The sequence below is a fragment of the Bradyrhizobium sp. genome (genome assembly GCF_049519115.1).
Classification (GTDB): domain Bacteria; phylum Pseudomonadota; class Alphaproteobacteria; order Rhizobiales; family Xanthobacteraceae; genus Bradyrhizobium.
The window spans coordinates 63,958-88,669 of record NZ_JBEKRB010000032.1 but is presented as its reverse complement, the minus strand read 5'-3'; the positions used below and the strand labels follow the sequence as shown (position 1 = coordinate 88,669).

The 24,712-nt window shown below is 61.8% G+C and carries 19 protein-coding genes, 1 tRNA gene and 1 other RNA gene; 12 read left to right on the top strand and 9 right to left on the bottom strand.

Annotated features, from left to right (window positions below; translation table 11 throughout):
- Positions 1-12: 12 nt before the first annotated feature.
- A complete protein-coding gene (locus ABSE61_RS22590) occupies positions 13-180 on the bottom strand; it encodes a hypothetical protein (RefSeq protein WP_423873353.1) in 168 nt (55 codons plus the stop codon).
- Between ABSE61_RS22590 and ABSE61_RS22585 the strand changes: the two genes are divergently transcribed.
- The 3 genes from ABSE61_RS22585 to ABSE61_RS22575 are packed head-to-tail and all read left to right on the top strand — an operon-like array spanning position 179 to position 4,697.
- Positions 179-1,783 (top strand): carboxyl transferase domain-containing protein, encoded by a 1,605-nt coding sequence (locus tag ABSE61_RS22585; protein ID WP_423873352.1) that lies wholly within the window; start codon positions 179-181, stop codon positions 1,781-1,783. The two genes, ABSE61_RS22590 and ABSE61_RS22585, sit on opposite strands and share 2 nt — an antisense overlap.
- Before the next feature lie 2 nt (positions 1,784-1,785).
- Positions 1,786-3,789, top strand: coding sequence for an acetyl/propionyl/methylcrotonyl-CoA carboxylase subunit alpha (locus tag ABSE61_RS22580; RefSeq protein ID WP_423873351.1), 2,004 nt, complete (start codon positions 1,786-1,788; stop codon positions 3,787-3,789).
- Positions 3,786-4,697 (top strand): hydroxymethylglutaryl-CoA lyase, encoded by a 912-nt coding sequence (locus ABSE61_RS22575; RefSeq protein WP_423873350.1) that lies wholly within the window; start codon positions 3,786-3,788, stop codon positions 4,695-4,697. The genes ABSE61_RS22580 and ABSE61_RS22575 overlap by 4 nt, the downstream gene beginning before the upstream one ends.
- Positions 4,698-4,746: 49 nt before the next feature.
- Here the strand turns inward: ABSE61_RS22575 and ABSE61_RS22570 are convergent, their stop codons facing one another.
- Genes ABSE61_RS22570 through dctP form a run of 3 tightly spaced genes read right to left on the bottom strand, consistent with a single transcriptional unit; the run spans position 4,747 to position 7,675 of the window.
- A complete protein-coding gene (locus ABSE61_RS22570; RefSeq protein WP_423873349.1) occupies positions 4,747-6,105 on the bottom strand; it encodes a TRAP transporter large permease in 1,359 nt (452 codons plus the stop codon).
- A complete protein-coding gene (locus ABSE61_RS22565; RefSeq protein ID WP_423873348.1) occupies positions 6,102-6,656 on the bottom strand; it encodes a TRAP transporter small permease in 555 nt (184 codons plus the stop codon). The genes ABSE61_RS22570 and ABSE61_RS22565 overlap by 4 nt, the downstream gene beginning before the upstream one ends.
- A complete protein-coding gene (gene dctP, locus ABSE61_RS22560) occupies positions 6,653-7,675 on the bottom strand; it encodes a TRAP transporter substrate-binding protein DctP (protein WP_423873347.1) in 1,023 nt (340 codons plus the stop codon). Before dctP ends, ABSE61_RS22565 begins: the two co-directional genes overlap by 4 nt.
- A 342-nt stretch (positions 7,676-8,017) precedes the next feature.
- Between dctP and ABSE61_RS22555 the strand changes: the two genes are divergently transcribed.
- Positions 8,018-8,251, top strand: a complete 234-nt coding sequence (locus tag ABSE61_RS22555; RefSeq protein WP_423873346.1) for a pentapeptide MXKDX repeat protein — start codon at positions 8,018-8,020, stop codon at positions 8,249-8,251.
- A 539-nt stretch (positions 8,252-8,790) separates the two neighbouring features.
- Here the strand turns inward: ABSE61_RS22555 and ABSE61_RS22550 are convergent.
- Both ABSE61_RS22550 and ABSE61_RS22545 read right to left on the bottom strand, forming a co-directional pair.
- Entirely contained in the window at positions 8,791-9,090 is a 300-nt protein-coding gene (locus tag ABSE61_RS22550; RefSeq protein WP_423873345.1) for a hypothetical protein, read from the bottom strand.
- 905 nt (positions 9,091-9,995) lie between these two features.
- Positions 9,996-10,229 carry a hypothetical protein gene (locus ABSE61_RS22545; protein ID WP_423873344.1) on the bottom strand — a complete coding sequence of 78 codons (234 nt, stop codon included), beginning with the start codon at positions 10,227-10,229 and terminating at the stop codon, positions 9,996-9,998.
- A 260-nt stretch (positions 10,230-10,489) separates the two neighbouring features.
- Between ABSE61_RS22545 and ABSE61_RS22540 the strand changes: the two genes are divergently transcribed.
- Complete coding sequence (locus ABSE61_RS22540) at positions 10,490-10,759, top strand: DUF2312 domain-containing protein (protein WP_423873343.1); 270 nt, start codon at positions 10,490-10,492, stop codon at positions 10,757-10,759.
- A gap of 50 nt (positions 10,760-10,809) precedes the next feature.
- Positions 10,810-11,167: a transfer-messenger RNA gene (ssrA, locus tag ABSE61_RS22535) on the top strand.
- A 129-nt stretch (positions 11,168-11,296) separates the two neighbouring features.
- Here ssrA and mobA read toward each other — a convergent pair.
- Both mobA and ABSE61_RS22525 read right to left on the bottom strand, forming a co-directional pair.
- Complete coding sequence (gene mobA / locus ABSE61_RS22530; protein ID WP_423873342.1) at positions 11,297-11,914, bottom strand: molybdenum cofactor guanylyltransferase MobA; 618 nt, start codon at positions 11,912-11,914, stop codon at positions 11,297-11,299.
- 65 nt (positions 11,915-11,979) lie between these two features.
- Positions 11,980-12,056, bottom strand: a tRNA-Arg gene (locus ABSE61_RS22525).
- Positions 12,057-12,336: 280 nt separating this feature from the next.
- Here ABSE61_RS22525 and ABSE61_RS22520 point away from each other — a divergent pair.
- From ABSE61_RS22520 to ABSE61_RS22495, 6 genes are all read left to right on the top strand, one after another.
- A complete protein-coding gene (locus tag ABSE61_RS22520; RefSeq protein WP_423873341.1) occupies positions 12,337-17,565 on the top strand; it encodes an alpha-2-macroglobulin family protein in 5,229 nt (1,742 codons plus the stop codon).
- Between the two features lie 62 nt (positions 17,566-17,627).
- Positions 17,628-19,679, top strand: coding sequence for a penicillin-binding protein 1C (pbpC, locus tag ABSE61_RS22515; RefSeq protein ID WP_423873340.1), 2,052 nt, complete (start codon positions 17,628-17,630; stop codon positions 19,677-19,679).
- A gap of 50 nt (positions 19,680-19,729) precedes the next feature.
- Positions 19,730-21,472 (top strand): ArnT family glycosyltransferase, encoded by a 1,743-nt coding sequence (locus tag ABSE61_RS22510; RefSeq protein ID WP_423873339.1) that lies wholly within the window; start codon positions 19,730-19,732, stop codon positions 21,470-21,472.
- Complete coding sequence (locus ABSE61_RS22505; RefSeq protein WP_423873338.1) at positions 21,473-22,309, top strand: phosphatase PAP2 family protein; 837 nt, start codon at positions 21,473-21,475, stop codon at positions 22,307-22,309. It begins immediately after the preceding gene.
- Between the two features lie 44 nt (positions 22,310-22,353).
- A complete protein-coding gene (locus tag ABSE61_RS22500; protein WP_423873337.1) occupies positions 22,354-23,097 on the top strand; it encodes a glycosyltransferase family 2 protein in 744 nt (247 codons plus the stop codon).
- Positions 23,097-23,435: a lipid-A-disaccharide synthase N-terminal domain-containing protein gene (locus ABSE61_RS22495; protein WP_423873382.1), complete on the top strand. Its 339-nt coding sequence runs from the start codon at positions 23,097-23,099 to the stop codon at positions 23,433-23,435. The genes ABSE61_RS22500 and ABSE61_RS22495 overlap by 1 nt, the downstream gene beginning before the upstream one ends.
- Here ABSE61_RS22495 and metC read toward each other — a convergent pair.
- Positions 23,432-24,622 (bottom strand): cystathionine beta-lyase, encoded by a 1,191-nt coding sequence (gene metC, locus ABSE61_RS22490; protein WP_423873336.1) that lies wholly within the window; start codon positions 24,620-24,622, stop codon positions 23,432-23,434. The two genes, ABSE61_RS22495 and metC, sit on opposite strands and share 4 nt — an antisense overlap.
- Positions 24,623-24,712: the final 90 nt, after the last annotated feature.

Below are 24,712 nucleotides of genomic sequence, written 5' to 3'. Positions count from 1 at the left end.
CGAGCGAGCAGCCTAAAATAACCCATCAAAATCTGGACTTAAGGCGCTGATTTCGCGATAATTTCTAGCCGGCATCGATGGTAAGCCGTTTTGCCGGTTGCGTAAGCCGCCGGCACGATGACACGATGGCAAGCCCAGCTCGCGCAGATTGCGGCGCATCATCAAATTGCCGGAAACCATGCCGCTCCACTCCAGTATCGATCCGACCTCATCCGACTTTGCTCGCAACGCCGAGGCGATGCAGAAGCTGGTCGCAGAGCTCCACGAAAAACTCAATCAAGTGGCGGGCGGTGGCGGAGAGGCTTCGCGCCTCAGGCATACCTCCCGGGGCAAGATGCTGGCGCGCGAGCGCGTCGATCTCCTGATCGATCCCGGTACCGCCTTTCTCGAACTATCGCCCCTGGCGGCTCACGACCTCTATGGCGGGGACGTGCATTCGGCGAGCATCGTCACGGGCATGGGACGGATCTCGGGGCGCGAATGCGTGATTGTCGCCAACGACGCCACCATCAAGGGCGGCACCTACTACCCGATGACGGTGAAGAAGCATTTGCGGGCCCAGGACGTCGCCCGGCAAAACAACCTTCCTTGCGTTTATATGGTGGACTCCGGCGGCGCGTTCTTGCCCCAACAGGACGATATCTTCCCGGACGAGCGGCATTTCGGCCGCATCTTCTACAACCAGGCGCAGATGTCGGCGCTTGGCATTCCGCAGATAGCGATCGTGATGGGTTCTTGCACCGCTGGCGGCGCCTATGTTCCGGCCATGTCGGATGAGAGCATCATCGTGCGCAATCAGGGCACGATTTTTCTCGGCGGACCGCCGCTGGTCAAAGCTGCAACCGGCGAGGTTGTAACGGCAGAGGAACTCGGCGGCGCCGACGTCCATTCACGGCAGTCGGGCGTGACCGACCACTACGCCCAAAACGATTCCCACGCGATCGGCATTGCGCGGCGGATCGTTGCCACGCTGAAGCCGCCGGTACCGGCCCATCTGAACATGCGCGAGCCGCGCGAGCCTGTTTTCGCACCTAAGGAAATCTACGGCGTGGTGTCGGCCGACGGGCGCAAACCCTTCGATGTGCGCGACATCATCGCGCGATTGGTGGACGGTTCGGAATTTGACGAATTCAAGAAACTTTATGGTCAAACGCTGGTCTGCGGCTTCGCGCATATCTGGGGTTATCCGGTCGGCATCATCGCCAATAACGGCATCCTGTTCAGCGAAAGTTCACTGAAGGGCGCGCATTTCATCGAACTATGCTGCCAGCGAAATATTCCGCTCGTGTTTCTACAGAACATCACCGGTTTCATGGTCGGCAAGAAATACGAAGCCGGCGGCATCGCACGCGACGGCGCCAAGCTGGTGACCGCGGTCGCCACCGCCAATGTGCCGAAATTCACCGTCGTGATCGGCGGCTCCTACGGCGCCGGCAATTACGGCATGTGCGGACGCGCTTACAGTCCACGTTTCCTCTGGATGTGGCCGAATGCGCGGATCTCGGTGATGGGCGGCGAGCAGGCCGCGATGGTCCTGAGCCAGGTCCGACGCGACAATATCGAGGCCAAGGGCGAAACCTGGTCGGCCGCGGAAGAGGAGAAATTCCAGGCGCCGATCCGCGCCCAGTATGAGAAGCAGGGCAGTCCCTACTACGCGACCGCGCGGCTCTGGGACGACGGCGTGATCGATCCCGCCGATACGAGGCTCGTGCTGGGGCTCGGTCTTTCGGCCGCTACCAACGCGCCGATCGAGCCGACGAAGTTCGGCCTGTTCAGGATGTGACGATGGATCGGTCAAAACTCTACCGGCGATTTCACACGCTCCTGATCGCCAATCGCGGCGAGATCGCCGTGCGTGTGATCCGCACCGCCAGGGCGATGGGGCTGCGGACCGTTGCCGTCTATTCCGAGGCCGACCGTGGCGCCATGCATGTGGCGGTCGCTGACGAAGCCGTTCTGCTTGGCCCCGCTCGTGCGCGCGACAGTTATCTCAATATCGAGCGGGTGATCGAGGCGGCACGCAAGAGCGGCGCGCAAGCCATCCATCCTGGTTACGGATTTCTGTCGGAGAACGCGGAGTTCGCTCAGGCCTGCCTCGATGCCGGGCTGGTTTTCGTCGGTCCGACGGCCGCGATGATGCGGGCGATGGGCTCGAAATCGGGCTCAAAGCTTTTGATGGAACAGGCCGGCGTGCCGCTGGTGCCGGGCTATCATGGCGAAGCGCAGGACGACGCCACGCTGGCAGCGGCGGCAAAGAAGATCGGCTTTCCCGTTCTGGTCAAGGCCTCGGCCGGCGGCGGCGGCCGCGGCATGCGCATCGTTCGGGCGGCCAATGAGTTGGCGGCTTCCGTCGAGAGTGCCAAGCGCGAGGCGAAGGCGGCTTTCGGTGACGATCGCATGCTGATCGAGAAGCTGGTCGAAAACCCGCGCCATATCGAGGTGCAGGTGATCGGCGACAGCCACGGCAATCTGCTGTCGCTGTTTGAACGGGAATGCACGCTTCAGCGCCGCCATCAGAAGGTGATCGAGGAGGCGCCGTCGCCGACGCTCGATTCTATCAAGCGCGAAGCGGTTTGCGCGGCCGCTCGGAAAGCTGCCGCCGCCGTCGGCTATGTCGGCGCCGGTACGATCGAGTTTGTCTCCAACGGCAAGGATGTGTTCTTCATTGAGATGAACACGCGGCTGCAAGTCGAGCATCCGGTGACCGAGATGATCACAGGCATCGACCTCGTCGAATGGCAGTTGCGGATAGCGGCGGGCGAGAAGCTGCCAATGACGCAGGAGCAAATTACGCTTCGAGGCCACGCCATCGAGGCGCGGGTCTATGCGGAAAATCCTGACAAGAATTTCATGCCTTCCGTGGGCACGATACGAAGCTGGCGCATGACGGAGCCATCGGCGGGCTTGCGGATCGATGCCGGTTATCGCGAGGGCGATACGGTCTCGCCGCATTACGACGCCATGCTGGCCAAGGTGATCGCCTGGGCGCCGACGCGCGAAGTTGCCATCGATCGTCTCAACCACGCGCTTGAGGAATCCGACGTGCGCGGCGTCGTGACCAATATTCCGTTTTTGGCCGCTCTGGTCAGCCACTCTGCGGTACGGTCGAATGCGATCGATACCGGCTTCATCGAACGCGAACTGAAAGTTCTCACCGCCCAGCCAAAGCCGCCGCACGATCTCGAATTCGCCACGGCCATTGCCGCAATCCTCCATGAGGAGGCCAAAGCGGCCAAAGACCAGAAGACGTCGCCCTGGGCAACGGCGGGCTGGATGCCGGTTGGCCGGCGTCAGCGGGTGTTTACGTTCCGGCAGGGTCAGGGAAGCGAGCACAAAGTCACACTGCATTACGGCAAGGGGGCCTCGACGCTCACGATCGGCGAGCGCGAAATCGGCTTTCAAGCCGTGCCCGGTGCCGGCGGGATTGACCTCACGCTGCACGGAATCAAATCGCAGGTTGTGGCGATCGTCGAGGGCCATGAGCTTTACGTGCGGACGCGCAATGGGCGCTTCGAGCTGCACTGGGTCGATCCATTTGGCGGCGACGATGAGGAACAGGTCGGCGAGGACCGGATTGTTGCGCCTTTGCCCGGGACGGTCGTGGCGTTGCTGGCGGAGGTTGGGGCGACGCTGGCGAAGGGGGCGCCGATCCTGACACTTGAAGCCATGAAGATGGAACAGACGCTGCGCGCGCCCTTTGCTGGCGTTCTGAAGGCCATCAAATGCAAGGTCGGCGATATCGTCGGCGAAGGCGTCGAACTCGCCGAAATCGAGCCGGCTGGCCCATGAGCGATCAGGTGCGCATCGTCGAAGTCGGCCCGCGCGACGGTCTTCAGAACGAGAAGACGCCGGTCAGTGTCGAGGGGCGGGTTGCCTTTATCGAGGCGCTGCTGGCGGCCGGACTGCACACGGTCGAGGTCGGCGCGTTCGTCTCGCCGAAAGCCATTCCGCAGATGGTGGGTTCAGACGAGGTGCTTCGGCGCGTCAGTCAACACGCGGTCGGCGAATTTCACGTGCTGGTCCCGAACGAGAAGGGCTATGAGGCCGCGCGCGCGGCCGGCGCGAAGGTGATTGCCGTGTTCGGCTCGGCCTCGGAAGGTTTTTCGCGCGCCAACATCAATTGCTCGGTCGCCGAGTCCATCGAACGCTTCAAGCCGGTGATTGCACGCGCCGGGGCCGACGGCATCAAGGTGCGTGGCTATGTCTCCTGCGTTCTCGGCTGTCCCTATGACGGCGAGATCAAGCCGCAGGCGGTGGTCGATGTCGCAAAAATCCTGTGGGATCTCGGCTGCTACGAGGTCTCGCTCGGCGACACGATCGGCGTCGGTACGCCAAAGAAGGCGCGCGCGTTGCTTCGGACTGTCGCGGGCCATGTGCCGATGGCGCATTTGGCAATGCATTTTCATGACACGTACGGCCAGGCGCTCGCCAATCTCTATGCCGGCATGGAAGAGGGCGCGCGCGTCATCGACTCCGCGGCCGGCGGTCTTGGTGGATGCCCTTACGCGCCAGGCGCCACCGGTAATGTTGCGACCGAAGATGTCGTCTACATGCTGAAGGGTTTAGGGATCGCCACCGGCGTCGACATGAGGAAGCTCGTTCAGGCGACCAACGAGGTCAGTAAGCTCATCAGCCGGCCGCCGGTGAGCCGGGTCGCGGCCGCGCTCAATGCGAAGAGAAAAGCGAATAGCCAATAGGGAGTAGCGAACAGAAAATTCCATTCGCTATTTGCCACTCGCTATTCTCTTACTTGCTTCCCTCCGGCCCCAGCACAAGGTCCGGAAAACCGGTCGCAATATCCGGTACGAAGCACAGGATCAGTACCGCCAGCATCATCAGGAGCACGAATGGCAAGGTGCCGAAAATGACATCGCGCAGCGGAATGTCGGGGGCGACGTTGCGGATCACGAAAATATTCAACCCTACCGGTGGGTGAATCAGCCCCATCTCCATGACGATGGTCATGACGATGCCGAACCAGATGATGTCGAAATTGGCGGCCCGAAGCGGCGGCAGGACGATCGGCGCCGTCATCAGGATGATCGACACCGGCGGCAGGAAAAAGCCGAGTATCACGACCATGACCAAAATCGCGACCAGCAACTCCCAGCGCGGCAGGTGCATCGCGACGATGGATTCGGCCGCCGATTGCGAGATGTGAAGATAGCTCATCACATAGGAATAGAGCAGCGACATGCCGATGATCAGCATCAGCATGGTGGATTCGCGGATCGTCGAGGTCAGGATCGGCGCGAGATCGGAAGGCCGCCATACGCTGTAGATCAAGGCGATCAAAACCAGCGCCAGCAGACCGCCAAGGCCGGCGGTTTCCGACGGCGTGGCATAACCGCCGTAAAGCGCGATCATCACACCGGTCAACAACAGTACGAACGGCAGAACCCGCGGCAATGAGCTGAAGCGCTCGGCCATGGTGAATTCGTCGTGGACCAGGATGGCCGATTCCGCGCCGGTCGTGTCGTAGGCGGCGCTCGCAGCCGCATACTCTTTGCGGAAGCGCATCACCGCATAGACGCCAAACAGAGTGACGAGCAGCAGGCCAGGTCCGATGCCGGCGAGGAACAGCCGTCCAAGCGATTTTTCCGAGGCGACCGCGAACAGGATCATGGTGATCGACGGCGGCAGCAGAATGCCGAGCGTGCCGCCCGCGGCTATGATGCCGGCCGCGAAGCCGCCGGAATAACCGCGCTTGCGCATCTCGGGAATGCCGGCCGAACCGATCGCCGAGCAGGTGGCTGGCGAAGACCCGGCCATGGCGGCGAACAGGGCGCAGGCGAATACGTTGGCGACGCCCAAGCCACCGGGGACGCGGTGCAGCCAGGCATGCAGCGCGGAATAGAGGTCTTGGCCAGCGCGGGACTTGCCGATCGCCGCACCCTTGAGGATGAAGAGCGGGATCGACAGTAGCGTGATCGAGGCCATTTCCTCGTAGACGTTCTGGGTCACGGTATCGAGCGAGGCCGCCGGCATGTAGATGCCCATGAACACGACGGCGACGGCACCGAGCGCAAAAGCGATGGGCATGCCGGAAAACATCGCAAACAGTGTCGCGACCCCGTAAGAGACGCCGATTCCAAAAACCGTCATCGGCGGGAAGCTCCGGCAATCGGTGCAATGAGCTGCAACAGGATCTGTGCGCACAAGAGCGTCATGCCAACTGCCATCAGGCCATAGGGAATGTCGAGCGGTGGCGACCACATCGAGTTCGAGACTTGGCCGTCGTCCCATGCTTCGTAAGCCAGCGTCCACGATTTCCAGGCAAAGAATACGCAAAAGGCGAAGCTTGCGAGATCGACCAGCCACAGGCGGATGCGGTTGGCGCGCGGCGACAGCAGCCCGACGAAAGCTTCGATACCGATATGGCCGCGCTGCTGCTGGACATAGGCCGCGGTCATGAAGGTGGCGCCGACCAGCAAAAACACAGCGGCTTCATCCTGCCAGTAGTTCGGACTCTGAAACAGCGCGCGCGCAATCACGCTGAAGCTGAGTACGCCGCACGCACCGATCAGCGCGAGAGCGGCGAAAACCAGAATGACTCGGTTGCACAAGGCAAGCGCATATTCCAGCGCCGCGACAAGCCCAGAGCTGGTCGCGGCAGCCGGCGCGGTGGTTCGATCCGAAAGCGGACCATGCATCATGCTGAGATGTCGGATGCAAGTTTCAGCAATTTAGCGGCGGTTGCCGTCTTGGCGCCGTAGTCCTTCCAGGCGGTATCGCGGGCAATGTCGCGCCACTTGTTGACGGTTGCGACGTCGAGTTCGCTGACCTTGGCACCGGCCTTGGCGTAGACCTTCGCCACTTCCGCATCGTCCGCCTGCGCGCCCTTGCGGCCGAAGGCTTCCATCTCCACGCCGAGCGCCAGAATGGTGTCCTGGTGGTTTTTCGGCAAGGTATCGAAGATCGACTTCGACATCAGAAGTGGCTCCAGCATGAACCAGTAAGAGGCTTTCGCGCCCGAGGTCAGCGATTTGGCGACCTCTTCGAGCCGGAAGGAAATCAGGCTGGTGGAGGAGGTGATGCCGGCGTCGCATGCGCCGGTCTGCATCGCGGCGTAGATCTCGTTCGACGGCACCGACAGCACCGCCGCTCCGGCCGTCTGAAGCACCATATCCATTTCGCGCGAACCGCCGCGAACCTTCAGCCCCTTGACGTCTTCGGGCGACACGATCGGCCGTGAACGGCTGGCGACACCGCCCGCCTGCCAGACCCAGCTCAGGATGATAATGCCCTTATCGGCGAGGAAATCCGTGAGCGTCTTGCCGACCGCGTTTTTCTTCCAGCTCATGCCCTGGTCGTAGGTCGAGACCAGGCCGGGCATCAAAGCGATATTGGTCTCCGGCAATTCACCGCCGGCATAGGGAAGGGGGTAAAGGCTGATATCGAGGGCGCCTTTGCGCATCGCGGAGAACTGCGCGTTGGTCTTGACCAGCGAGGAGTTCGGATAGACGTCGGCCGTGATCTCGCCGCCGGTGCGCTTGGCCAATTCGGCCGCGAACACCCGGCACAACCGGTCGCGGAAATCGCCGGTATCGATCGAGCCGCCGGGAAATTGATGCGAGATTTTGACGGTGGTGGCAGCTTGGGCCGTACCAATTCCGATGCGCAGGATAGCTGGTGCGGCAAGCGTGGATGCAAGGATGTGGCGACGCGTGTACATGTTAACCCTCCCTGGGCGATGCTGGGGCAATTTCTCGGAATCTTCCGGACGGAGTTAAGGCGTAAGACATCCTAACCCGTCTTTCTTCCCCCGATGACCGTTATCGAAAAGTCCAAGACGAGCAGGCGCGTATTGGTGCGCTGCAAACTGTGGCAAAATTGCTGGAGGCGTCTGCTTATTTCAAATTTTAGCTAGATAGAGCCGACCCTGATGGCCAATGCGTGTCACAGGGTAAAACTTTTTTCAATGCCGCGTAACGAAGGCCACGACCGAAGCGTCGTTACGGTTAGCGGCTCAGGCCGCCATTAACCGGTTTCAGGCCTTCCAAAAAGGAATCCATCCATGACCATCAGCACTCGTTTGGCGCTCGGAATTTCGGCTGCGGCGCTCTCGCTCAGCCTGGCGCTTGCCCCTGTCGCCTTCGCCCAGGACTCGATGAAGAAGGACGACGGCATGAAAAAAGACAGCATGTCCAAGGACAGCATGAAAAAGGACACGATGTCCAAGGATGCCATGAAGAAGGACGACGGCATGAAGAAAGATGACGGCATGAAAAAGGACAGCATGTCAAAGTAGTCACCGGGATATCCAGTTGGCGGGCTCGCCGGGAAGGGCGGGCCCGCTGTGTTTCTACGGTTCAGCGCTGCAATGCACTGTGCCGTGCTGCGGCCCGGTGACGCATCAGTGGAATATTTTCCAGGACGCCGTAACAGCCGGGCGCAAGGAATCGGAGAAGCGATCTTTCATGCCGTTGAACCTCCGCTTCGGTTCTCGGGGGTGATTTTGAGAGACGACCAACCCATCATCTTCCGCTTGCGTCCCGCTCAGTGCCTCGCCGCGGCCATCCTCTTGCTGGGGCCGGCGCTCGGCACGATGGCATCGGCGCAGGAAGCCATGCAGCTCGACCTGGAGTTCAGGAACTCCTTGTTACGGGGACAGGCCTTGGCGGAGCCAGCAGAGCGGCGTGATCTCCGGCAACAGCCTATCGAAGTGGCAGGTCGCCATCCGAGGCGGCACCGGCACCATCACGGGAAGGTGTGACCGGCGATCGAAAAATTTTGCGATCCCGGCCGGATTCGAAGCTGCGAGCACGGCGTTGAAAAATGACGCCGGGATCAGCAGCCCCGGCAGATCGACGAGATCATTTTGTTAACCCTCGCCTCTTCACGGTCTATGGCGGGATTGGTGCCAAGTAGCGGTCCCTTCTGGGGGCCGCTGCCGAAGCCGCTCGACGACAGGGCGGTACCCAAAGAGTTGGTGCCCGGGGCGCCGACGCGCTCACCAAAGGCGCCGCCACTACCGACGGCACTGGCACTGGCCGAATGGTGCGAGCTCATACCTCCGCCGCGGGCAAACGCAGCCGGGGCGGAAAGGCCGACGCCAATGGCGACGCAAAGAACAAGGGATTTTTTCATGCTCATGCTCCCTGAATGGCGGAATAACGCAAGCACTCGAAGGACGTTCGGCCGTAACATCGAATTTAAATGCCAAGCGAATGGCCCGATCGTCGAAACGGGGCAGATAGTATCTCGAGTCACCAAACTGTGACACGTGGACGTTCAATCAAAGCCCGCCTGGCTCGTTCCGCCAACCCGACAACGCATCTGAAGATGCGCATCCCCCGACGGCTCCGATCGCCCGCGGGTCGGCCGCCAGCCGCCCTCCCGGAATCCGGCGTAAGGCTGACTTTCTCCTCATGCGGCGGCCTCTTCACACGGCGGCGCGCAACACGTATTGAACGTGCCGCACTCCGCGCTTTGGCGGCGCAGCCTTACGGTGGCAGCGACTTCTTCAATTGCGCTGTGATCTCGGACGTATCTGCCGCAACATCCGGCGCGATGCTCCAGGCAGCTATCGCCAACAACATAAGCATGATCGCAAGGGTCAAGGCGCTGACACTTGCCGCAAGGTAACGTTTCGACGCTGTGTACATAGAGTGCTCACGCTGCAATCCTCCCCAGGGCCAGCGTTTACCGGCGTCACCGAGTCGCGGGGCAAGTTCGTGGCAGGCGAGCGGCGATTTTCCGGCTTGTTTCCGCTGCCGCCAAGGCGGTTGGAACGGCGGGGAAGCTTTTGATGCCTGGGCAGATGGCAGTAGGATTCGAACCTGCAACCCAGGGAGAAGATGGTCACAGGCCAACTTGGCCTGCTAACATATCGCAAAATGCATTAATTCCCGGCTGCCGAGGCTTTGCCGCCGGCGCTTTTGAGATCGCTTACGTCAACAGAAGTGGATTTAAAGCCAGAACTCACGCCAGACGGCGCCGTCAGAAATCCGAGCCAAGCCACAATGGACGTATCGGTAGACCGCGGCCTCATTTTACAGATCGTCTTCCGCGTCCTCGGTTTCGTCCAGCTCTTTGTCCAACTCTTCTTGCTCTAGCTCCTCGATGGCGACGTCGACGACTTCGATCGCCCGCTGAACTTCAACGAGGCCCCGGATCGCGTTCTCGGAGGTATCGCCTGGAGCCGCGATAGTTTGAGCCAATGTGAGGCGCCGGGTGACGAGAGCTTCGCGCGCGTTCATCAGGTGTTGGATGTCGTCATCAGCCATCGCGTTGCTCCAAGCTTTCCCGCCGGATTTAGCAACGGCTTGTGTCGCGGGTGTGTCGCGTCGGGCGGACGGAGCAGGATATTTATCGGTCCAGGGTAGCGGCGGTAAGCCGACAGGTCTGATGCGTTCGCTTGCTTTTACGGCTTGCCAAAGTTAGCGCCGGATCCGCCGTTAATCACCTTTCAGTCTAGCTTGCTGGGTTAACCCATTGGTTATTTTTTTGCGGGCATTTTCGCGCTTCCATTTATCAGGGAGGCACCATGTCTGACGTCACTATTCCTGGCGGCAAGATTCGCGCGTTCGTCGAACGGATCGAAAATATCGATACCGAATTGCAGGAATTGAACGAGCAAAAGAAGGAAGTATTTGCGGAGGCCAAAGGCGAAGGGTTCGACGTGAAAATCCTCAAAGAGATCATCAAACTCCGAAAGCAGGACGAGGAAGAGCGCGACGAGCGCGAGAGTATGCTCGATCTCTACATGCGCGCGATGGAGCAGGCCGCACCGGAGAACGTTGCAAAGGCCGCATGATTAAGCAGGGCGGGTTGGCGACAGCGAACTCGCCCTTTCTCCACGATAATGACCTAGCTTTCGAGTTGCAGGGCGCGTATAGGTATGCCGTCGCAAGACGATGGCGCTGAACCTCAGTGCGGACCGCGGGCAGACCCGGGGGCAGTACCCGGCGCCTCCACCTTAGCAGCTTGAGCTTAAAGGTCTCATTTCGATGAGATTGATTTTGTCGAGAGGCAGAATTCCAAAGCTGTTAAGGCGGGGGCGAACCAGGATCGATGGTCGCGAAGAAGCTATGAGCTGTGCTCGGCATGATACCGCCGTTATCGGGTCAAAAACCTAAATGCAAACGATAACGTTGCATTGAACGAAGTGCGCCTCGCGGCGTAACCGTTCGGGGTAGGTACACCTAGCAACAGAACGGCCATTGCCGCGTCAGCCTTCGGGTTGGCGCGGCTTTTATTTTCCTTGCGCTGCAATTGAGATCAAAAGCGCTTCTGTAGCACGGGCAAATCCGGTCCAGAGGTTCAGTGCAGCGCGCCGTGAATCACGGCATGCTTAATTCTCGTCCAACGCCACCAGCCGATCGGCCTCGGCGATGTCTTCCATCGTATTCGCATTGAAGAACGGATCGAACGGTTCGGTCGGCCAGATGACGGTAGCAAGAGGGTAACGAGAGGTCCACCGGTCGATTTTTCGGACACCTTCGACGACCAACGCCTGGCGCAGTTCCTCGCGAAGGCGGACGCTCCAAAGGCCAATAACCGGATGCGTCTGACCACCGGACGCCGCAACCGCGAGTTCGGCATTTTGCTGCCTTCGTTCGCTATCGAGCCGCGCCGCTAGATTGCGGGGCAGGAACGGGCAGTCGCCCGCCGCGCTCAAGATCCAATTAACGCTGGGACGGTTTGCCGCCGTCCAATCAAGCCCGGCAAGTATGCCGGCAAGGGGACCTGGAAAGCCCGCAACGCTGTCCGCGATGACGGGCAAGCCGAATTGAGCGAAACGGGCAGGGTCCCCATTCCCGTTCAGGATCAACCCGTCACACTGCGGCGCCAGACGCGCGATCACGCGATCGAGAATAGTTCGTCCGGCAATCTGGCGCATCGGCTTGTCGCCGCCGCCCATCCGGCGCGCCAGCCCACCGGCCAATAATACGCCGGGTATTTCATTCATCGTGAGCCTCGCGCGTGCGTCCGTGTCGCCCTTTTCGACGCAAAATCAACGGGTGCAAAAACGGCTGGCGATCCCAGCAGGATTCGAACCTGCAACCCACGGAGTAGAAATCCGTTACTCTATCCAGTTGAGCTATGGGACCGTTGGGCGACTTTTATACCACCGAATGTAAAAAATCAGCATTCCCGCCAGGCACACCCGAACCGATTTCAAGGGGCCCGCGACAAAGGGTGAGCAGGCCGGATAACGCCTCGGCCGGGGCCTACCTTGCCGCGCCTGACGGCGGAGGCTTGAGGATCCCAAAGGCTTCGACAAATGTCGCATACGACTTTCTTGCCCCTTGGTGTTTCCGCCACGAGTCCGTCACCTTTTAGCGCACTTCTCTTCATCGGCGGCGTATTCGCCGCACCAGGAGCTCCGTCATGATCGGTTTGGTTCGGGCTGCAATTCTTTGCGCCACGCTGTCGCTTGGCCTGATTTCAGCCGGTCTGCCGTCGGCCCAGGCCGCCGACAAGCCGTTCAAGCGCGATGACCTCGCCGATTCGGCGATCAAGCTCGAGGCGCAGATCAAGAGCGAGGCAGGCGTCGTGAGCAAATCCGGTGGGGCACTGAAAGCGGACGCGGATGCCGCGTTCAAGCGCAACGATATGCGGACGGGCCTACAGATCCTGGGGCAAATCGCAACCACCGCGCCCGATGACAGCGGCAACTGGTTGCGGCTGGCCCGCACCATCTTCCAGATCCGCCCCGCCAATTCCAGCGAGCAGACTTTCCTGATCGAGCGCGCCTCGACGGCTGCCTATATCGCCTATCAACGCGCCGGCAATCCCGCCGATGAGGCGGATGCGCTCGCCGTGCTCGGCCGGGCGATGCTGGAACGCAAGCTGTGGCGACCGGCGCTGGATAGCCTGCGGATGTCGCTCGATCTGCGCGAGGTCGCCGAGGTGCGCGCTAGTTACGAGAAGATGCGCGACGAGCACGGCTTCCGGCTGCTCGACTACACGATCGATTCCGATTCAGCTTCGCCGCGGGCCTGTTTTCAGTTCTCCGAGGATCTTGCCAAGCGCACCGACTTCGCGCCCTTTGTCGCGCTCGCCGGTAACGACAAGCCGGCTTTGACCTCGGAAGGGCGGCAGCTCTGCGTCGACGGGTTGAAACACGGCGAACGCTACAACATCAATCTGCGCGCCGGCCTGCCGTCCACCGTCAAGGAGGGGCTGCCCAAATCGGCGGAATTCAATGTCTATGTGCGCGACCGCAAACCGTTCGTCCGCTTCACCGGCCGCGCTTATGTGCTGCCGCGCACCGGTCAGCGCGGCATTCCGCTGGTCAGCGTCAATACGCCTTCGGTTTCGATCGACGTATTTCGGATCGGCGACCGCAATCTGATCAACACGGTGATCGATGGCGATTTTCAGCGCGCCTTGAGCCGCTACGAATTGTCCAGTCTGGGCGATGAGCGCGGCGTGAAGGTCTGGTCCGGGCAGCTCGCAACCGCCGCGACGCTTAACCAGGACGTCACGACGGCTTTTCCGGTCGATGAGGCGCTCGGTGCCATGCAGCCGGGAGTTTACGTCATGACCGCGGCTGCCAAGGGGCCGGGCAGCGACAGTAGCGGCGATGACGGAGGACTGGCGACGCAGTGGTTCATCGTCTCCGACCTCGGCCTCACCGCGTTTTCCGGCAATGACGGCATTCATGTATTTGTGAATTCGCTGGCGTCGACAGAGGCGATTTCGAAGGCTGAAATCCGCCTGGTAGCCCGCAACAACGAAATCCTGGCGACCCGTAAGACCGATGACGCCGGTCACGCGGTGTTTGAGGCGGGGCTCGCGCGCGGCGAGGGCGGTCTTTCGCCGGCGATGCTGACGGTGACGACCGACAAGGCCGACTATGCTTTCCTTAGCCTGAAATCCAGTGCGTTCGATCTGTCCGACCGCGGCGTTTCGGGCCGGGCCGTGCCTGCCGGGGCGGATGCCTTCGTTTATGCCGAGCGCGGGGTCTATCGTTCCAACGAAACGGTCTATCTTACGGCGCTTTTGCGCGACGGCCTGGGGAATGCGATTTCGGGCGGCCCTTTGACGATGGTGGTCGAGCGCCCCGATGGCGTCGAATTCCGCCGCGCCGTACTGCCTGATCAGGGCGCCGGTGGCCGGACCCTGGCGCTGCTGCTCAATTCGGCCGTCCCGGCGGGCACCTGGCGGGTACGGGCCTTTACCGACCCAAAGGGTAATTCGGTCGGCGAAATGACCTTTATGGTCGAGGACTATATCCCCGAGCGCATCGACTTCGAAGTCACCAGCAAAGACAAGCAGATCAAGGTTGATGCTCCGGTAGAGCTCAAGGTCGACGGTCACTTCCTGTACGGCGCGCCGGCCTCCGACCTCCAGCTTGAGGGCGACATGCAGGTGGGGTCCGCCGACGAGCGGCCGGGCTTTGCCGGCTATCAGTTCGGCGTGGCGGATGAGGAAAACGCCAGTAACGAGCGAACGCCGATTGAGAACCTGCCGGAGTCCGATGCCAAGGGCGTTGCGACGTTCCCGGTGAGCCTGGCAAAACCGCCGACCTCCACCCGCCCGCAGGAAGCGCAGATCTTCATCCGCATGGCGGAGGCCGGCGGCCGTGCCGTCGAGCGCAAGATCGTGCTGCCGGTGGCGCCGGCTACCGCGATGATCGGCGTGAAGCCGTTGTTCGGCGACAAGAACGTCGCCGAGGGTGACAAGGCTGCCTTCGACGTCGTGTTCGTATCGCCCGACGGCAAGTCGCTGTCGCGAGACGGCCTGCGCTATGAACTCTTGAAGATCGAATCCCGCTATCAATGGTATCGCCAGAATTCATCCTGGGAATTCGAGCCGGTCAAATCGACCACGCGAGTGGACGATGGCGATCTGACGGTCGCGGCCGACCGTCCGGCACGCATCACCTTGTCGCCGCAACCCGGCCGCTATCGGCTCGACGTCAAATCGGACGACGCGGATGGTCCGTTGACCTCGGTCCAGTTCGATGTCGGCTGGTATTCGGACGGCAGTGCCGATACGCCCGATCTTCTGGAGACCTCGATCGACAGACCGGAATATCAGTCGGGCGACACCATGGTGGTCTCGGTCAATGCGCGTGCCGCCGGTAAACTGACGATCAACGTTCTCGGCGATCGGCTGCTGACCACGCAAACCACCGACATCAAGGAGGGTACCGCCCAGGTCAGGATTCCCGTGGCTAAGGATTGGGGAAGCGGCGCCTATGTGGTGGCGACCTTGCGCCGTCCGCTCGATGCGGCTGCGCTCCGCATGCCCGGCCGTGCCATCGGGCTCAAATGGTTTGGCATCGACAAGAAATCGCGCACGCTCGCCGTCAACCTGTCACCCCCGGCGCTGGTGCGTCCGAATACCACGCTGAAGTTGCCGGTGAAGCTGACCGGCCTCAATCCCGGTGAGGACGCCAAGGTCGTGGTTGCCGCTGTCGATGTCGGCATCCTCAACCTCACGAATTACAAGCCGCCGGCCCCGGACGAATATTACCTCGGCCAGCGTCGATTGACGGCCGAGATTCGCGATCTCTATGGCCAATTGATCGACGGCATGCAGGGTACCCGCGGTCAGCTCAAGACCGGCGGCGACGGCGCAGGCGCGGAATTGCAAGGCAGCCCGCCGACGCAGAAGCCGCTCGCGCTTTATTCCGGGATCGTGACCGTTGCTGCCGATGGCGCCGCTGAGGTCAGTTTCGACATTCCGGAATTTGCCGGCACCGCGAGGGTAATGGCGGTGGCATGGACGGCGACCAAGCTTGGCCGCGCCACGGTCGACGTCATCGTGCGCGATCCCGTCGTGCTGACGGCGACGCTGCCGCGCTTCCTGCTTAACGGCGATCACGGCACGATGAGCTTTGATCTCGACAATGTCGAAGGCGCGCCCGGCGACTATACCCTCAGCGTAAAAACCGCAGGACCCGTGAAGGTCAGCGGCAATCCCGTATCCACCACGAAATTGGCCGCCAAGCAGAGATCGTCGATGTCGCTGGCGCTCGATGCCGGCGGCGCCGGCTCGGCCGCTCTCGATGTCGATATCAAGGGACCGAACGGTCTGACGCTGGCGCGGCACTATGCGCTGGATGTGAAGCCGGCGACGCAGGTTCTGACGCGCCGTTCGGTCCGCACGCTGGCGAAGGGTGAAAGCCTGACCCTGACCTCCGACATGTTCTCCGACCTGGTTGAAGGCACTGGCACCGTCTCGGTCTCTGCGAGCCTCTCCGCAGCGCTCGATGCGGCGACCATTCTGAAAGCCCTCGACCGTTATCCGCACGGCTGTTCGGAGCAGATCACGAGCCGCGCCATGCCGCTGCTTTACGTCAACGATCTAGCCGCTGGCGCACATCTCGCAATGGATACCGCGATCGACCAACCCATCAGGGATGCCATCGACCGCCTGTTGGCGCGACAGGGCTCGAACGGTTCGTTCGGCCTGTGGTCGGCTGGCGGCGACGATGCCTGGCTGGATGCCTATGTCACCGACTTCCTGACGCGAGCGCGTGAAAAAGGATTCTCCGTGCCGGACGTGCTGTTTCGTAGTGCGCTCGATCGCATCCGCAATTCGGTGGTGAACGCCGAGGAGCCGGAAAAAGACGGCGGCAAGAACCTTGCTTATGGGCTCTATGTGCTTGCCCGCAACGGTACCGCGCCGATCGGGGACCTGCGATACCTCGCCGATACCAAACTGAACAATCTGGCGACGCCGATTGCCAAAGCACAACTGGCTGCGGCGCTCGCGCTTGTCGGCGACAAATCAAGGGCCGAGCGGGTCTATGCTGCGGCTGCCGACAGCCTCGCGCCGAAGCCCGCGCTCGAGTTCGGGCGGGTCGATTACGGCAGCGCCTTGCGTGACGCGGCGGCGCTGGTGTCGCTGGCAGGCGAGGGCAATGCGCCACGGGCAACGCTCACGCAGGCCGTTTCGCGGGTGGAAGCGGCGCGCGGACTTTCGCCTTATACCTCGACCCAGGAAAATGCCTGGCTGGTGTTGGCCTCGCGGGCGCTCGCCAACGAAACCATGGCGCTCGATGTCGACGGCGCACCGGTCAAGACTGCGCTCTATCGCAGCTACAAAGCGGCGGAGATGTCGGGCAAGCCGGTCAGGATCACCAATACCGGCGATGCGGCGATCCAGGCCGTGGTTTCGGTCGGCGGTTCACCGGTCACGCCGGAGCCGGCCGCGACCAACGGCTTCAAGATCGAGCGTAATTACTTCACGCTCGACGGCAAGCCGGCCGACATATCGAAGGTCAAGCAGAACGACCGCTTCGCGGTTGTGCTCAAGATCACCGAAGCCAACCCGGAGTTCGGCCACATCATGGTGTCGGACTATCTGCCGGCCGGCTTCGAGATCGACAATCCGCATCTGGTCTCGTCCGGAGACACCGGCACGCTGGCCTGGATCGAAGACGGCGAAGAACCGCAAAACACCGAATTCCGTGATGACCGCTTCACGGCGGCCGTCGATCGCGCCGCCAACGACAAGTCGATCTTTACGGTGGCCTATGTGGTGCGCGCGGTTTCTCCCGGCAAATATGTGCTGCCGCAGGCCTATGTCGAGGACATGTACAATCCCTCGCGCTATGGCCGCACCGGCACAGGTTCGGTCGAGGTCCGCTCGGCTAAATGAGTGCGGAGATCGACCAAGCAAGCATCATCAGGCCCCTTCGCCGCGTCAGGCGGACGGGGCTGATGGCGTTGGCTGGAGTCGGCCTGACGTTAGCGGTGATGGTTACGGCTTGGGTGGCCTCGCTCGGACCGCTGCCGCTTCAGGAGGCGCGCGCAGTCTCGACGACGATCGTCGACCGTCACGGCAAGCTGCTGCGGGCTTACGCGATGGCGGATGGTCGTTGGCGGTTGCCGGTCAATGCCACGACCGATGTTGATCCCACCTATCTCAAGCTGTTGTTCGCCTACGAAGACCGCCGCTTTCATTCCCACGCCGGTGTCGATCCTCTCGCGCTTGGCCGCGCAGCTCTTCAACTGGTTACGCGCGGCCATATCGTGTCCGGCGGTTCTACCATCACCATGCAATTGGCCCGGCTGATGGAGCCGCGGCGGCAACGCTCCATCTCCGCCAAACTCAGGCAGATCGCTCGTGCCATCGAGATCGAGCGGCAAATGAGCAAGGGCCAGATTCTCGATCTGTATCTGGCGATGGCGCCGTTCGGCGGTAACCTCGAAGGCGTTCGCGCCGCCTCGATCGCCTATTTCGGCAAGGAGCCTAAGCGCTTGTCGCTTTCGGAAGCGGCCTTGCTGGTGGCGTTGCCGCAATCACCGGAGAACCGCAGGCTCGACCGCTATCCGAATGTCGCGCGAGCCGCGCGTGACCGCGTGCTCGATCGCATGGTCGAAGACGGCGTGGTTTCCGAGGCCGATGCGGCGAGCGCGGAGGCCATTCCTGTGCCGAGGTTGCGGAAGCCGATGCCGGTGCTGGCGCCGCACTCCGCCGACAATGCGATGCTGTCGGTGAAGAACAATCCCATCATTGCGTTGACGCTCGACGCTGGCTTGCAGCAGACGCTTGAAACGCTCGCGCACGACCGTGCGGCCACTTTGGGGCCAAATATCTCGGTGGCCATTCTCGCGGTCGATAATGCGAGCGGCGAGGTGCTCGCCCGGGTCGGCTCGCCGGATTATTTCGACGATCGCCGCGCCGGTCAGGTTGATATGACGCGCGCGGTGCGCTCGCCGGGATCCACGCTGAAACCGTTCATCTATGGTCTGGCATTTGAGGACGGCTTTGTTCACCCGGAAAGTCTGATCGACGACCGGCCGATCCGCTTCGGCTCTTACGCGCCGGAAAATTTCGACATGACGTTTCAGGGCACGGTCCCGGTACGCAAGGCGCTGCAAATGTCGCTGAACGTGCCCGCGATCGCACTGCTCGATCGCGTTGGTGCGAGCCGGCTTTCGTCACGTCTTAAGCAGGCGGGCGCCAACCTTGAGCTGCCGAAAGACGAAGCCCCGGGATTGGCCATGGGTCTCGGCGGCGTCGGCATCACCTTGCAGGACCTCGTGCAACTCTATTCGGGGTTGGCGCGGCTCGGCGACGTCAAGCCGTTGCGGGAAATCCAGAACCAGCATGCGGGGGCAGGGGAGCCGCAGCGGTTGCTGGATCAGGTCGCCGCCTGGCAGGTCGGCAATGTTCTGTTGGGAACGCCGCCACCGGAGAACGGCGTGCATAACCGGATCGCCTTCAAGACCGGCACGAGTTATGGCTACCGCGACGCTTGGTCGATCGGCTTCGACGGGCGGATCACCATCGGTGTCTGGGTCGGCCGCCCCGATGGCGCGCCGGCGCCGGGTATCGTCGGGCGCACCGCCGCCGCACCGATCCTGTTTGACGCCTTTGCCCGAACCGGCAAGCTGCCGGCCGCCTTGCCCAAGCCGCCTAAGGGCACGCTGATCGCCAGCAACGCCAAATTACCGCTCCCTTTGCGGCGCTATCGGCCAATCGGCGAATTGGTTCGGACTGATGGCGAGCGGGCGCCGCATATCCAGTTCCCCCTCGACGGTTCCCGGATCGACGCTTCCGGTGGGGCAGGGGCGTCTTCTGTGGCCATGCCGGTAAAAGTGGCAGGCGGCGTGCTTCCGATCACCATGCTCGTCAACGGTGTATCGGTCGGGGAACTTGATAATCGCAGGCAGCGTCTAATCGATTCACCCGGTCCGGGCTTTACCAGACTGACGGTTATTGACGCCAAGGGTGCGGCGGACACAGTCGTCGTCAGAATTCAGTAAAGCTTCGCTAAGCGGTTGTCGCGACGTTGGTTTCGGCGTATGCGGAACCGATGAGCGAGACCTATGCCCGCCCCCGGTTTGGACAGCCACGCGAACCTCAAAAAAAGGTCGATCGGGGCAGCCGTCTCGTCGATCTCCTTGATTTTTCAGCCGCGAATAATGTCCACGCCATAGCACTTCTGATGCTGTGCGGATTCTTGTTGTTCCTACCCGGCTTCTTCAGCATCCCGCCGATCGACCGCGACGAAGCGCGGTTTGCACAGGCGACCAAGCAAATGGTCGAAAGCGGCGATTTGGTCGATATCCGCTTTCAGGACGACGTGCGCTACAAGAAACCGGTCGGCATTTACTGGATGCAGGCGGTCGCGGTCGAAACCGCTTCCGCGTTGGGTCTGCCGCGTGCGCAGGTCCGCATCTGGATTTACCGGGTGCCGTCGCTGATCGGCGCGTTCGGCGCCATGTTGCTGACCTACTGGACGGCGCTTGCGTTTGTCACCCGGCGCGGCGCCATTCTCGCCGCACTGATCATGGCCAGTTCAGTCCTGCTCGGTGTCGAGGCAAGGCTCGCCAAGACCGACGCGATGCTGCTGTTGACGGTGGTGGCCGCGATGGGAGCGCTGGCGCGGGTTTATCTGTCCTGGCAGCGCGGCGACGATTCTCCTCATCAGCCCTGGACATGGCCGGCCATTTTCTGGACGGCGTTAGCGGGCGGCATCCTCATCAAGGGGCCGCTGATCCTGATGTTCGTCGCGTTGACCATCGTGACGCTGGCCATTCTCGATCGCTCGGCCGCGTGGCTTTGGCGGCTTCGGCCGGTATGGGGCTTGATCTGGCTGCTGGTTCTCGTCTTGCCGTGGTTCGTCGCGATCTTCTGGCGCGCGGGCGATGCCTTCTTCACCGATTCAATCGGCGGCGACATGCTGAGCAAGCTGTCGGCGCAGGAATCGCACGGCATGCCGCCCGGTCTCTATTTGCTGCTGTTCTGGCTGACATTCTGGCCCGGCGCGCCACTGGCGGCGATGGCGGCTCCTGCGGTTTGGCGGGCGCGGCGAGAGCCGGGCGCGCAGTTTCTGCTCGCTTGGTTGATCCCTTCCTGGATCGTGTTCGAGGCAGTGCTGACCAAGCTGCCGCATTATGTCCTGCCGCTCTATCCGGCGATTGCGATCCTCACCGTCGGCGCGCTCGAGCGGCGCGTGTTGTCGCGTTCGTGGCTCATGCGCGGGTCGGCATGGTGGTTTGCCATTCCCGCGCTTGCCTCGCTTGCTGCCGTCATCGGGGCCGTAACTGTGACGCGCCAACCGGTGTTTTTGGCGTGGCCCTTCGTGGCAGCGGCCCTGATCTTCGGGTTGTTCGCCTGGTGGCTCTATGACGACAACCGCGCCGAGCGCTCGCTGCTGAATGCGGTGGTGGCTGCGTTGTTTTTGGCGTTTGCCATTTACGGCGTCGTGGTGCCCGCGCTGACGCCGTTATTTCCCAGCGCCGAAGTGGCGCGGGCGCTTCGTAATGTCGTCTGCGTCGGGCCGAAGGCGGCTGCGGCCGGCTTCCATGAGCCGAGCCTGGTCTTCATGACCGGCACCTCGACGCTTTTGACCGATGGGTCGGGCGCGGCCGATTTCCTCGCCCAGGGCAGCTGCCGATTTGCACTGATCGAGCAACGAGCAGAGCGCAGCTTTGCCCAGCGCGCTGAAGCGATCGGGCTGCGCTACGAGTTGGCGTCTCGCGTCGAGGGCTACAACATTTCGCAGGGGCGGCCGATTTCGATCGCAATCTTCCGCTCCGAAGGGACGGAATAGATGTCCCTTCAGTCCGGCGCCGAGGGATCGACGGGCTATCTCTCGCGCCTTTCCACCATCGTATCGACGTCGGCCACGCAACTGATAAGCGCGCCGTCGCAGCCGCATCGCACGGAGGCGAGAAGGGCACTGGCACGTCAAGCGCTGCTGACATCGGCCGTGGCGGCCATTCTGATTGCGGCGCTGATCATCTGGTTCGATGCGCAGGAAATCGCGCTGATGCCGCCCCGCGGCACCGCGAGCCTTTGGCCGTTTCGCATTTTGACCGACTTCGGCAAGGATAATTACGTGGTGTTGCTGTTGGCCGTCTTGCTGCTTGCGGTTTTGCTAGTGGCGCCGGCCCTGCATGGCCCCAGCGGACAACGGCTGCTCGCGATCGGTTTGCGTCTGCAATTCATGGTGCTCGCGATATCAGTGCCGCTCATCGTCGGCGAGTTGGTGAAATGGACTGCCGGACGGGGCCGCCCGTTCGTTGGCGGCGAGGCCAACGCCTTCAACTTCACTCCTTTTTCGGGAACCGAAGCTCACGCCAGCTTCCCATCCGCTCATTCGATCACGGCCTTTGCGCTGGCCTTTGCCGTGGCTGCGATCTGGCCGCGATGGCGGGGCCTGATGATCGCCTATGCGCTTCTGATCGCGTTTACGCGTCTTGTGCTTCTGGCGCATCACCCAAGTGACGTGGTGGCGGGCGCTACGATCGGGATTATCGGGGGCATGGGCGTGCGATACTGGTTCGCGGCGCGCGGCCTGGGCTTTGCGATTGACGATCGCGGCGTCATTTCGCCGGTCGCCGAGGGGCCTCTCGAGGGGGTTGCCGCCGGGGCACCGGCCCCATAAGAAGCGAACCGTCGGCCGGTCGCGGCCAACCCAACGGGTGAGATTTGCCTTCCTCTGACACAGCCGCCATCGCCGTTTCCATCGTTGTTCCCGTGCGCAACGAGGCCGAAAATATCGCTCCGGTGATCGGCGAGATCGCCGCGGCTCTCGATGGCCGTTGGAATTACGAAATCATCTATGTCAATGACGGATCAACGGACGCAACGCCCGAGCGGCTCGCCTCCGCGATGAAAATCCGTCCCAATCTGCGCCAGGTGCGCCATGCGACCTCAACCGGACAATCGGCTGCGGTGCGCAGCGGCGTTCGATTTGCGCATGGCGCGATCGTGGCCACGCTTGACGGCGACGGCCAGAATAATCCGGCCTTCCTGCCGGCCCTGATCTCAGCCATCGAGCAAGGCGGCGAGCGCACGGGACTTGCTGCCGGCCAGAGGGTGGGTCGCAAGGATACCGGCTTCAAGAAGATTCAATCACGCATTGCCAATTCCGTGCGCAATTCGATCCTGCATGACGGTACCCGCGACACCGGCTGCGGCCTGAAAGCATTTCGGCGCGAGGTGTTCCTGGCGCTGCCTTATTTCGATGGCCTGCATCGTTTCTTGCCGGCGCTGGTGCGTCGCGAGGGCTATGACATCGTCTATGTCGATGTGATCGACCGTCCCAGGCATTCCGGCGTGTCGAACTATGGCTTTTTCGACCGGCTATGGATCGGAATCATGGATCTCGCGGGGGTGTGGTGGCTGATCCGCCGCAAGAAGCCGACACCTGTTGCCACCGAGGTGAAATGATGCTGATCCAGTACGGCCAGGCCCTCAATAATTATTTCTACGATATTTTCGTCGCCAAGTTCGACTTCTGGCTGGCCTTCGGCCTGATTGCACAGCTTGCCTTTGCCGCGCGTTTCCTGGTCCAGTGGATCGCAAGCGAGCGGGCAGGAAAAAGCGTGGTGCCGCTCGCATTCTGGTTCTTCTCGATCTGCGGCGGCCTGTTGACGCTGATCTACGGCCTAGTCAAGCGCGAGCCCGTGATCATCATCGGACAACTGGTCTCGAATATCATCTATGTCCGCAACTTGATGCTGATCTTCAAGAACCGCGCCAAGGAATCGGAGACGCTGGATCGTTAGGCGGCGCGCAAGGCTTCAAATCCGCCGACAAGATCGGCCTTGAGGTCTTCGACGTTCTCAAGACCGATATGTAATCGCAGCGTCGGTCCGCCCGGTGTCCATGGCGTCGCCGTGCGATATCCGCTGCAATCGAAGGGAATGATGAGGCTTTCAAAACCGCCCCACGAATAGCCCATGCCGAACAGCTTGAGCGAGTCGAGCATGGCGTCGACGGCTTTTTGGGGAGCCGGTTTGAGAACGATACTGAACAAGCCGGAGGCTCCGGTGAAATCCCGCTTCCAGATTGCGTGACCGGGATCGCTTTCGAGCGCCGGGTGCAGCACGCGCAAGACTTCGGGCCGTTCGGCAAGCCATTGCGCCATTTCCAGCCCCGAGCGATGGTGCTGTGCGAGCCGCACCGCGAGCGTTCGTAGTCCGCGGATCGCAAGAAAGACATCATCTGGGCCGGCACAGATTCCAAGCAGCCGGATCGCTTCGGTAATCGCTGGCCACGTTCTGACGTTGGCCGAAATGGTTCCAAACATGATGTCGGAGTGCCCGCCGATATATTTGGTGGCAGCCTGAACGCTGATATCGATACCTTGCTCCAGCGAGCGATGAAACAATGGGGTTGCCCAGGTATTGTCATCGATCATGATCGCGCCATGGGCGTGCGCGCCGGTCGCAATGGCCCGAATATCCGGCATTTCGAAGGATTGCGACCCGGGCGCCTCGATCAGTACAGCGCGGGTGTTGGGCTTGAGTAGACTGGTGATCCCCGCGCCGATCAGCGGATCGAAATAGCTGGTCTCGACACCGTAGCGAGCCAGCAGGCCATTACAGAAATTGCGCGTCGGCTGGTAGGCATTATCGCAGACCAAAAGATGGTCGCCGGATTTCAGAACCGCGAGGAGGGCAGTGCTGATCGCGGCGGCACCCGATGGAGCTAGGCCGACGCCCGCGCATTGAGGCCCTTCCAGCGCCATCAACGCCTGCTGGAGCGCCTTTGTCGTCGGGGTGCCGTGGCGGCCATACCGGTACTCGCCGCGGTGGGCGCGCAAATCGCCGGCTGTCGGATAAAGCACGGTGGAACCGTGGACCACGGGTGGATTAACGAATCCCTTCTGCCCCTTGGTGTCGCGTCCCGCCGTCACCAGTGCGGTTTCCGTTTTCAACGGCTTGGTGCCTTCATCATCGCCGGAGCTCATATTCTAGTGGCCTCCTTCATCGTGATCCGGCCGCCAGGCAATGTGAAAAGTTTGCTAAGCACCGGAAGACGGCTTTCTGGCTAATAGCAG

Coding starts and splice junctions, on each gene's coding strand:
- ABSE61_RS22585 (WP_423873352.1), top strand. CDS start 179: ATGCCGCTCCACTCCAGTATCGATCCGACCTCATCCGACTTTGCTCGC.
- ABSE61_RS22590 (WP_423873353.1), bottom strand. CDS start 180: ATGGTTTCCGGCAATTTGATGATGCGCCGCAATCTGCGCGAGCTGGGC.
- ABSE61_RS22580 (WP_423873351.1), top strand. CDS start 1,786: ATGGATCGGTCAAAACTCTACCGGCGATTTCACACGCTCCTGATCGCC.
- ABSE61_RS22575 (WP_423873350.1), top strand. CDS start 3,786: ATGAGCGATCAGGTGCGCATCGTCGAAGTCGGCCCGCGCGACGGTCTT.
- ABSE61_RS22570 (WP_423873349.1), bottom strand. CDS start 6,105: ATGACGGTTTTTGGAATCGGCGTCTCTTACGGGGTCGCGACACTGTTT.
- ABSE61_RS22565 (WP_423873348.1), bottom strand. CDS start 6,656: ATGATGCATGGTCCGCTTTCGGATCGAACCACCGCGCCGGCTGCCGCG.
- dctP (WP_423873347.1), bottom strand. CDS start 7,675: ATGTACACGCGTCGCCACATCCTTGCATCCACGCTTGCCGCACCAGCT.
- ABSE61_RS22555 (WP_423873346.1), top strand. CDS start 8,018: ATGACCATCAGCACTCGTTTGGCGCTCGGAATTTCGGCTGCGGCGCTC.
- ABSE61_RS22550 (WP_423873345.1), bottom strand. CDS start 9,090: ATGAAAAAATCCCTTGTTCTTTGCGTCGCCATTGGCGTCGGCCTTTCC.
- ABSE61_RS22545 (WP_423873344.1), bottom strand. CDS start 10,229: ATGGCTGATGACGACATCCAACACCTGATGAACGCGCGCGAAGCTCTC.
- ABSE61_RS22540 (WP_423873343.1), top strand. CDS start 10,490: ATGTCTGACGTCACTATTCCTGGCGGCAAGATTCGCGCGTTCGTCGAA.
- mobA (WP_423873342.1), bottom strand. CDS start 11,914: ATGAATGAAATACCCGGCGTATTATTGGCCGGTGGGCTGGCGCGCCGG.
- ABSE61_RS22520 (WP_423873341.1), top strand. CDS start 12,337: ATGATCGGTTTGGTTCGGGCTGCAATTCTTTGCGCCACGCTGTCGCTT.
- pbpC (WP_423873340.1), top strand. CDS start 17,628: ATGGCGTTGGCTGGAGTCGGCCTGACGTTAGCGGTGATGGTTACGGCT.
- ABSE61_RS22510 (WP_423873339.1), top strand. CDS start 19,730: ATGAGCGAGACCTATGCCCGCCCCCGGTTTGGACAGCCACGCGAACCT.
- ABSE61_RS22505 (WP_423873338.1), top strand. CDS start 21,473: ATGTCCCTTCAGTCCGGCGCCGAGGGATCGACGGGCTATCTCTCGCGC.
- ABSE61_RS22495 (WP_423873382.1), top strand. CDS start 23,097: ATGCTGATCCAGTACGGCCAGGCCCTCAATAATTATTTCTACGATATT.
- metC (WP_423873336.1), bottom strand. CDS start 24,622: ATGAGCTCCGGCGATGATGAAGGCACCAAGCCGTTGAAAACGGAAACC.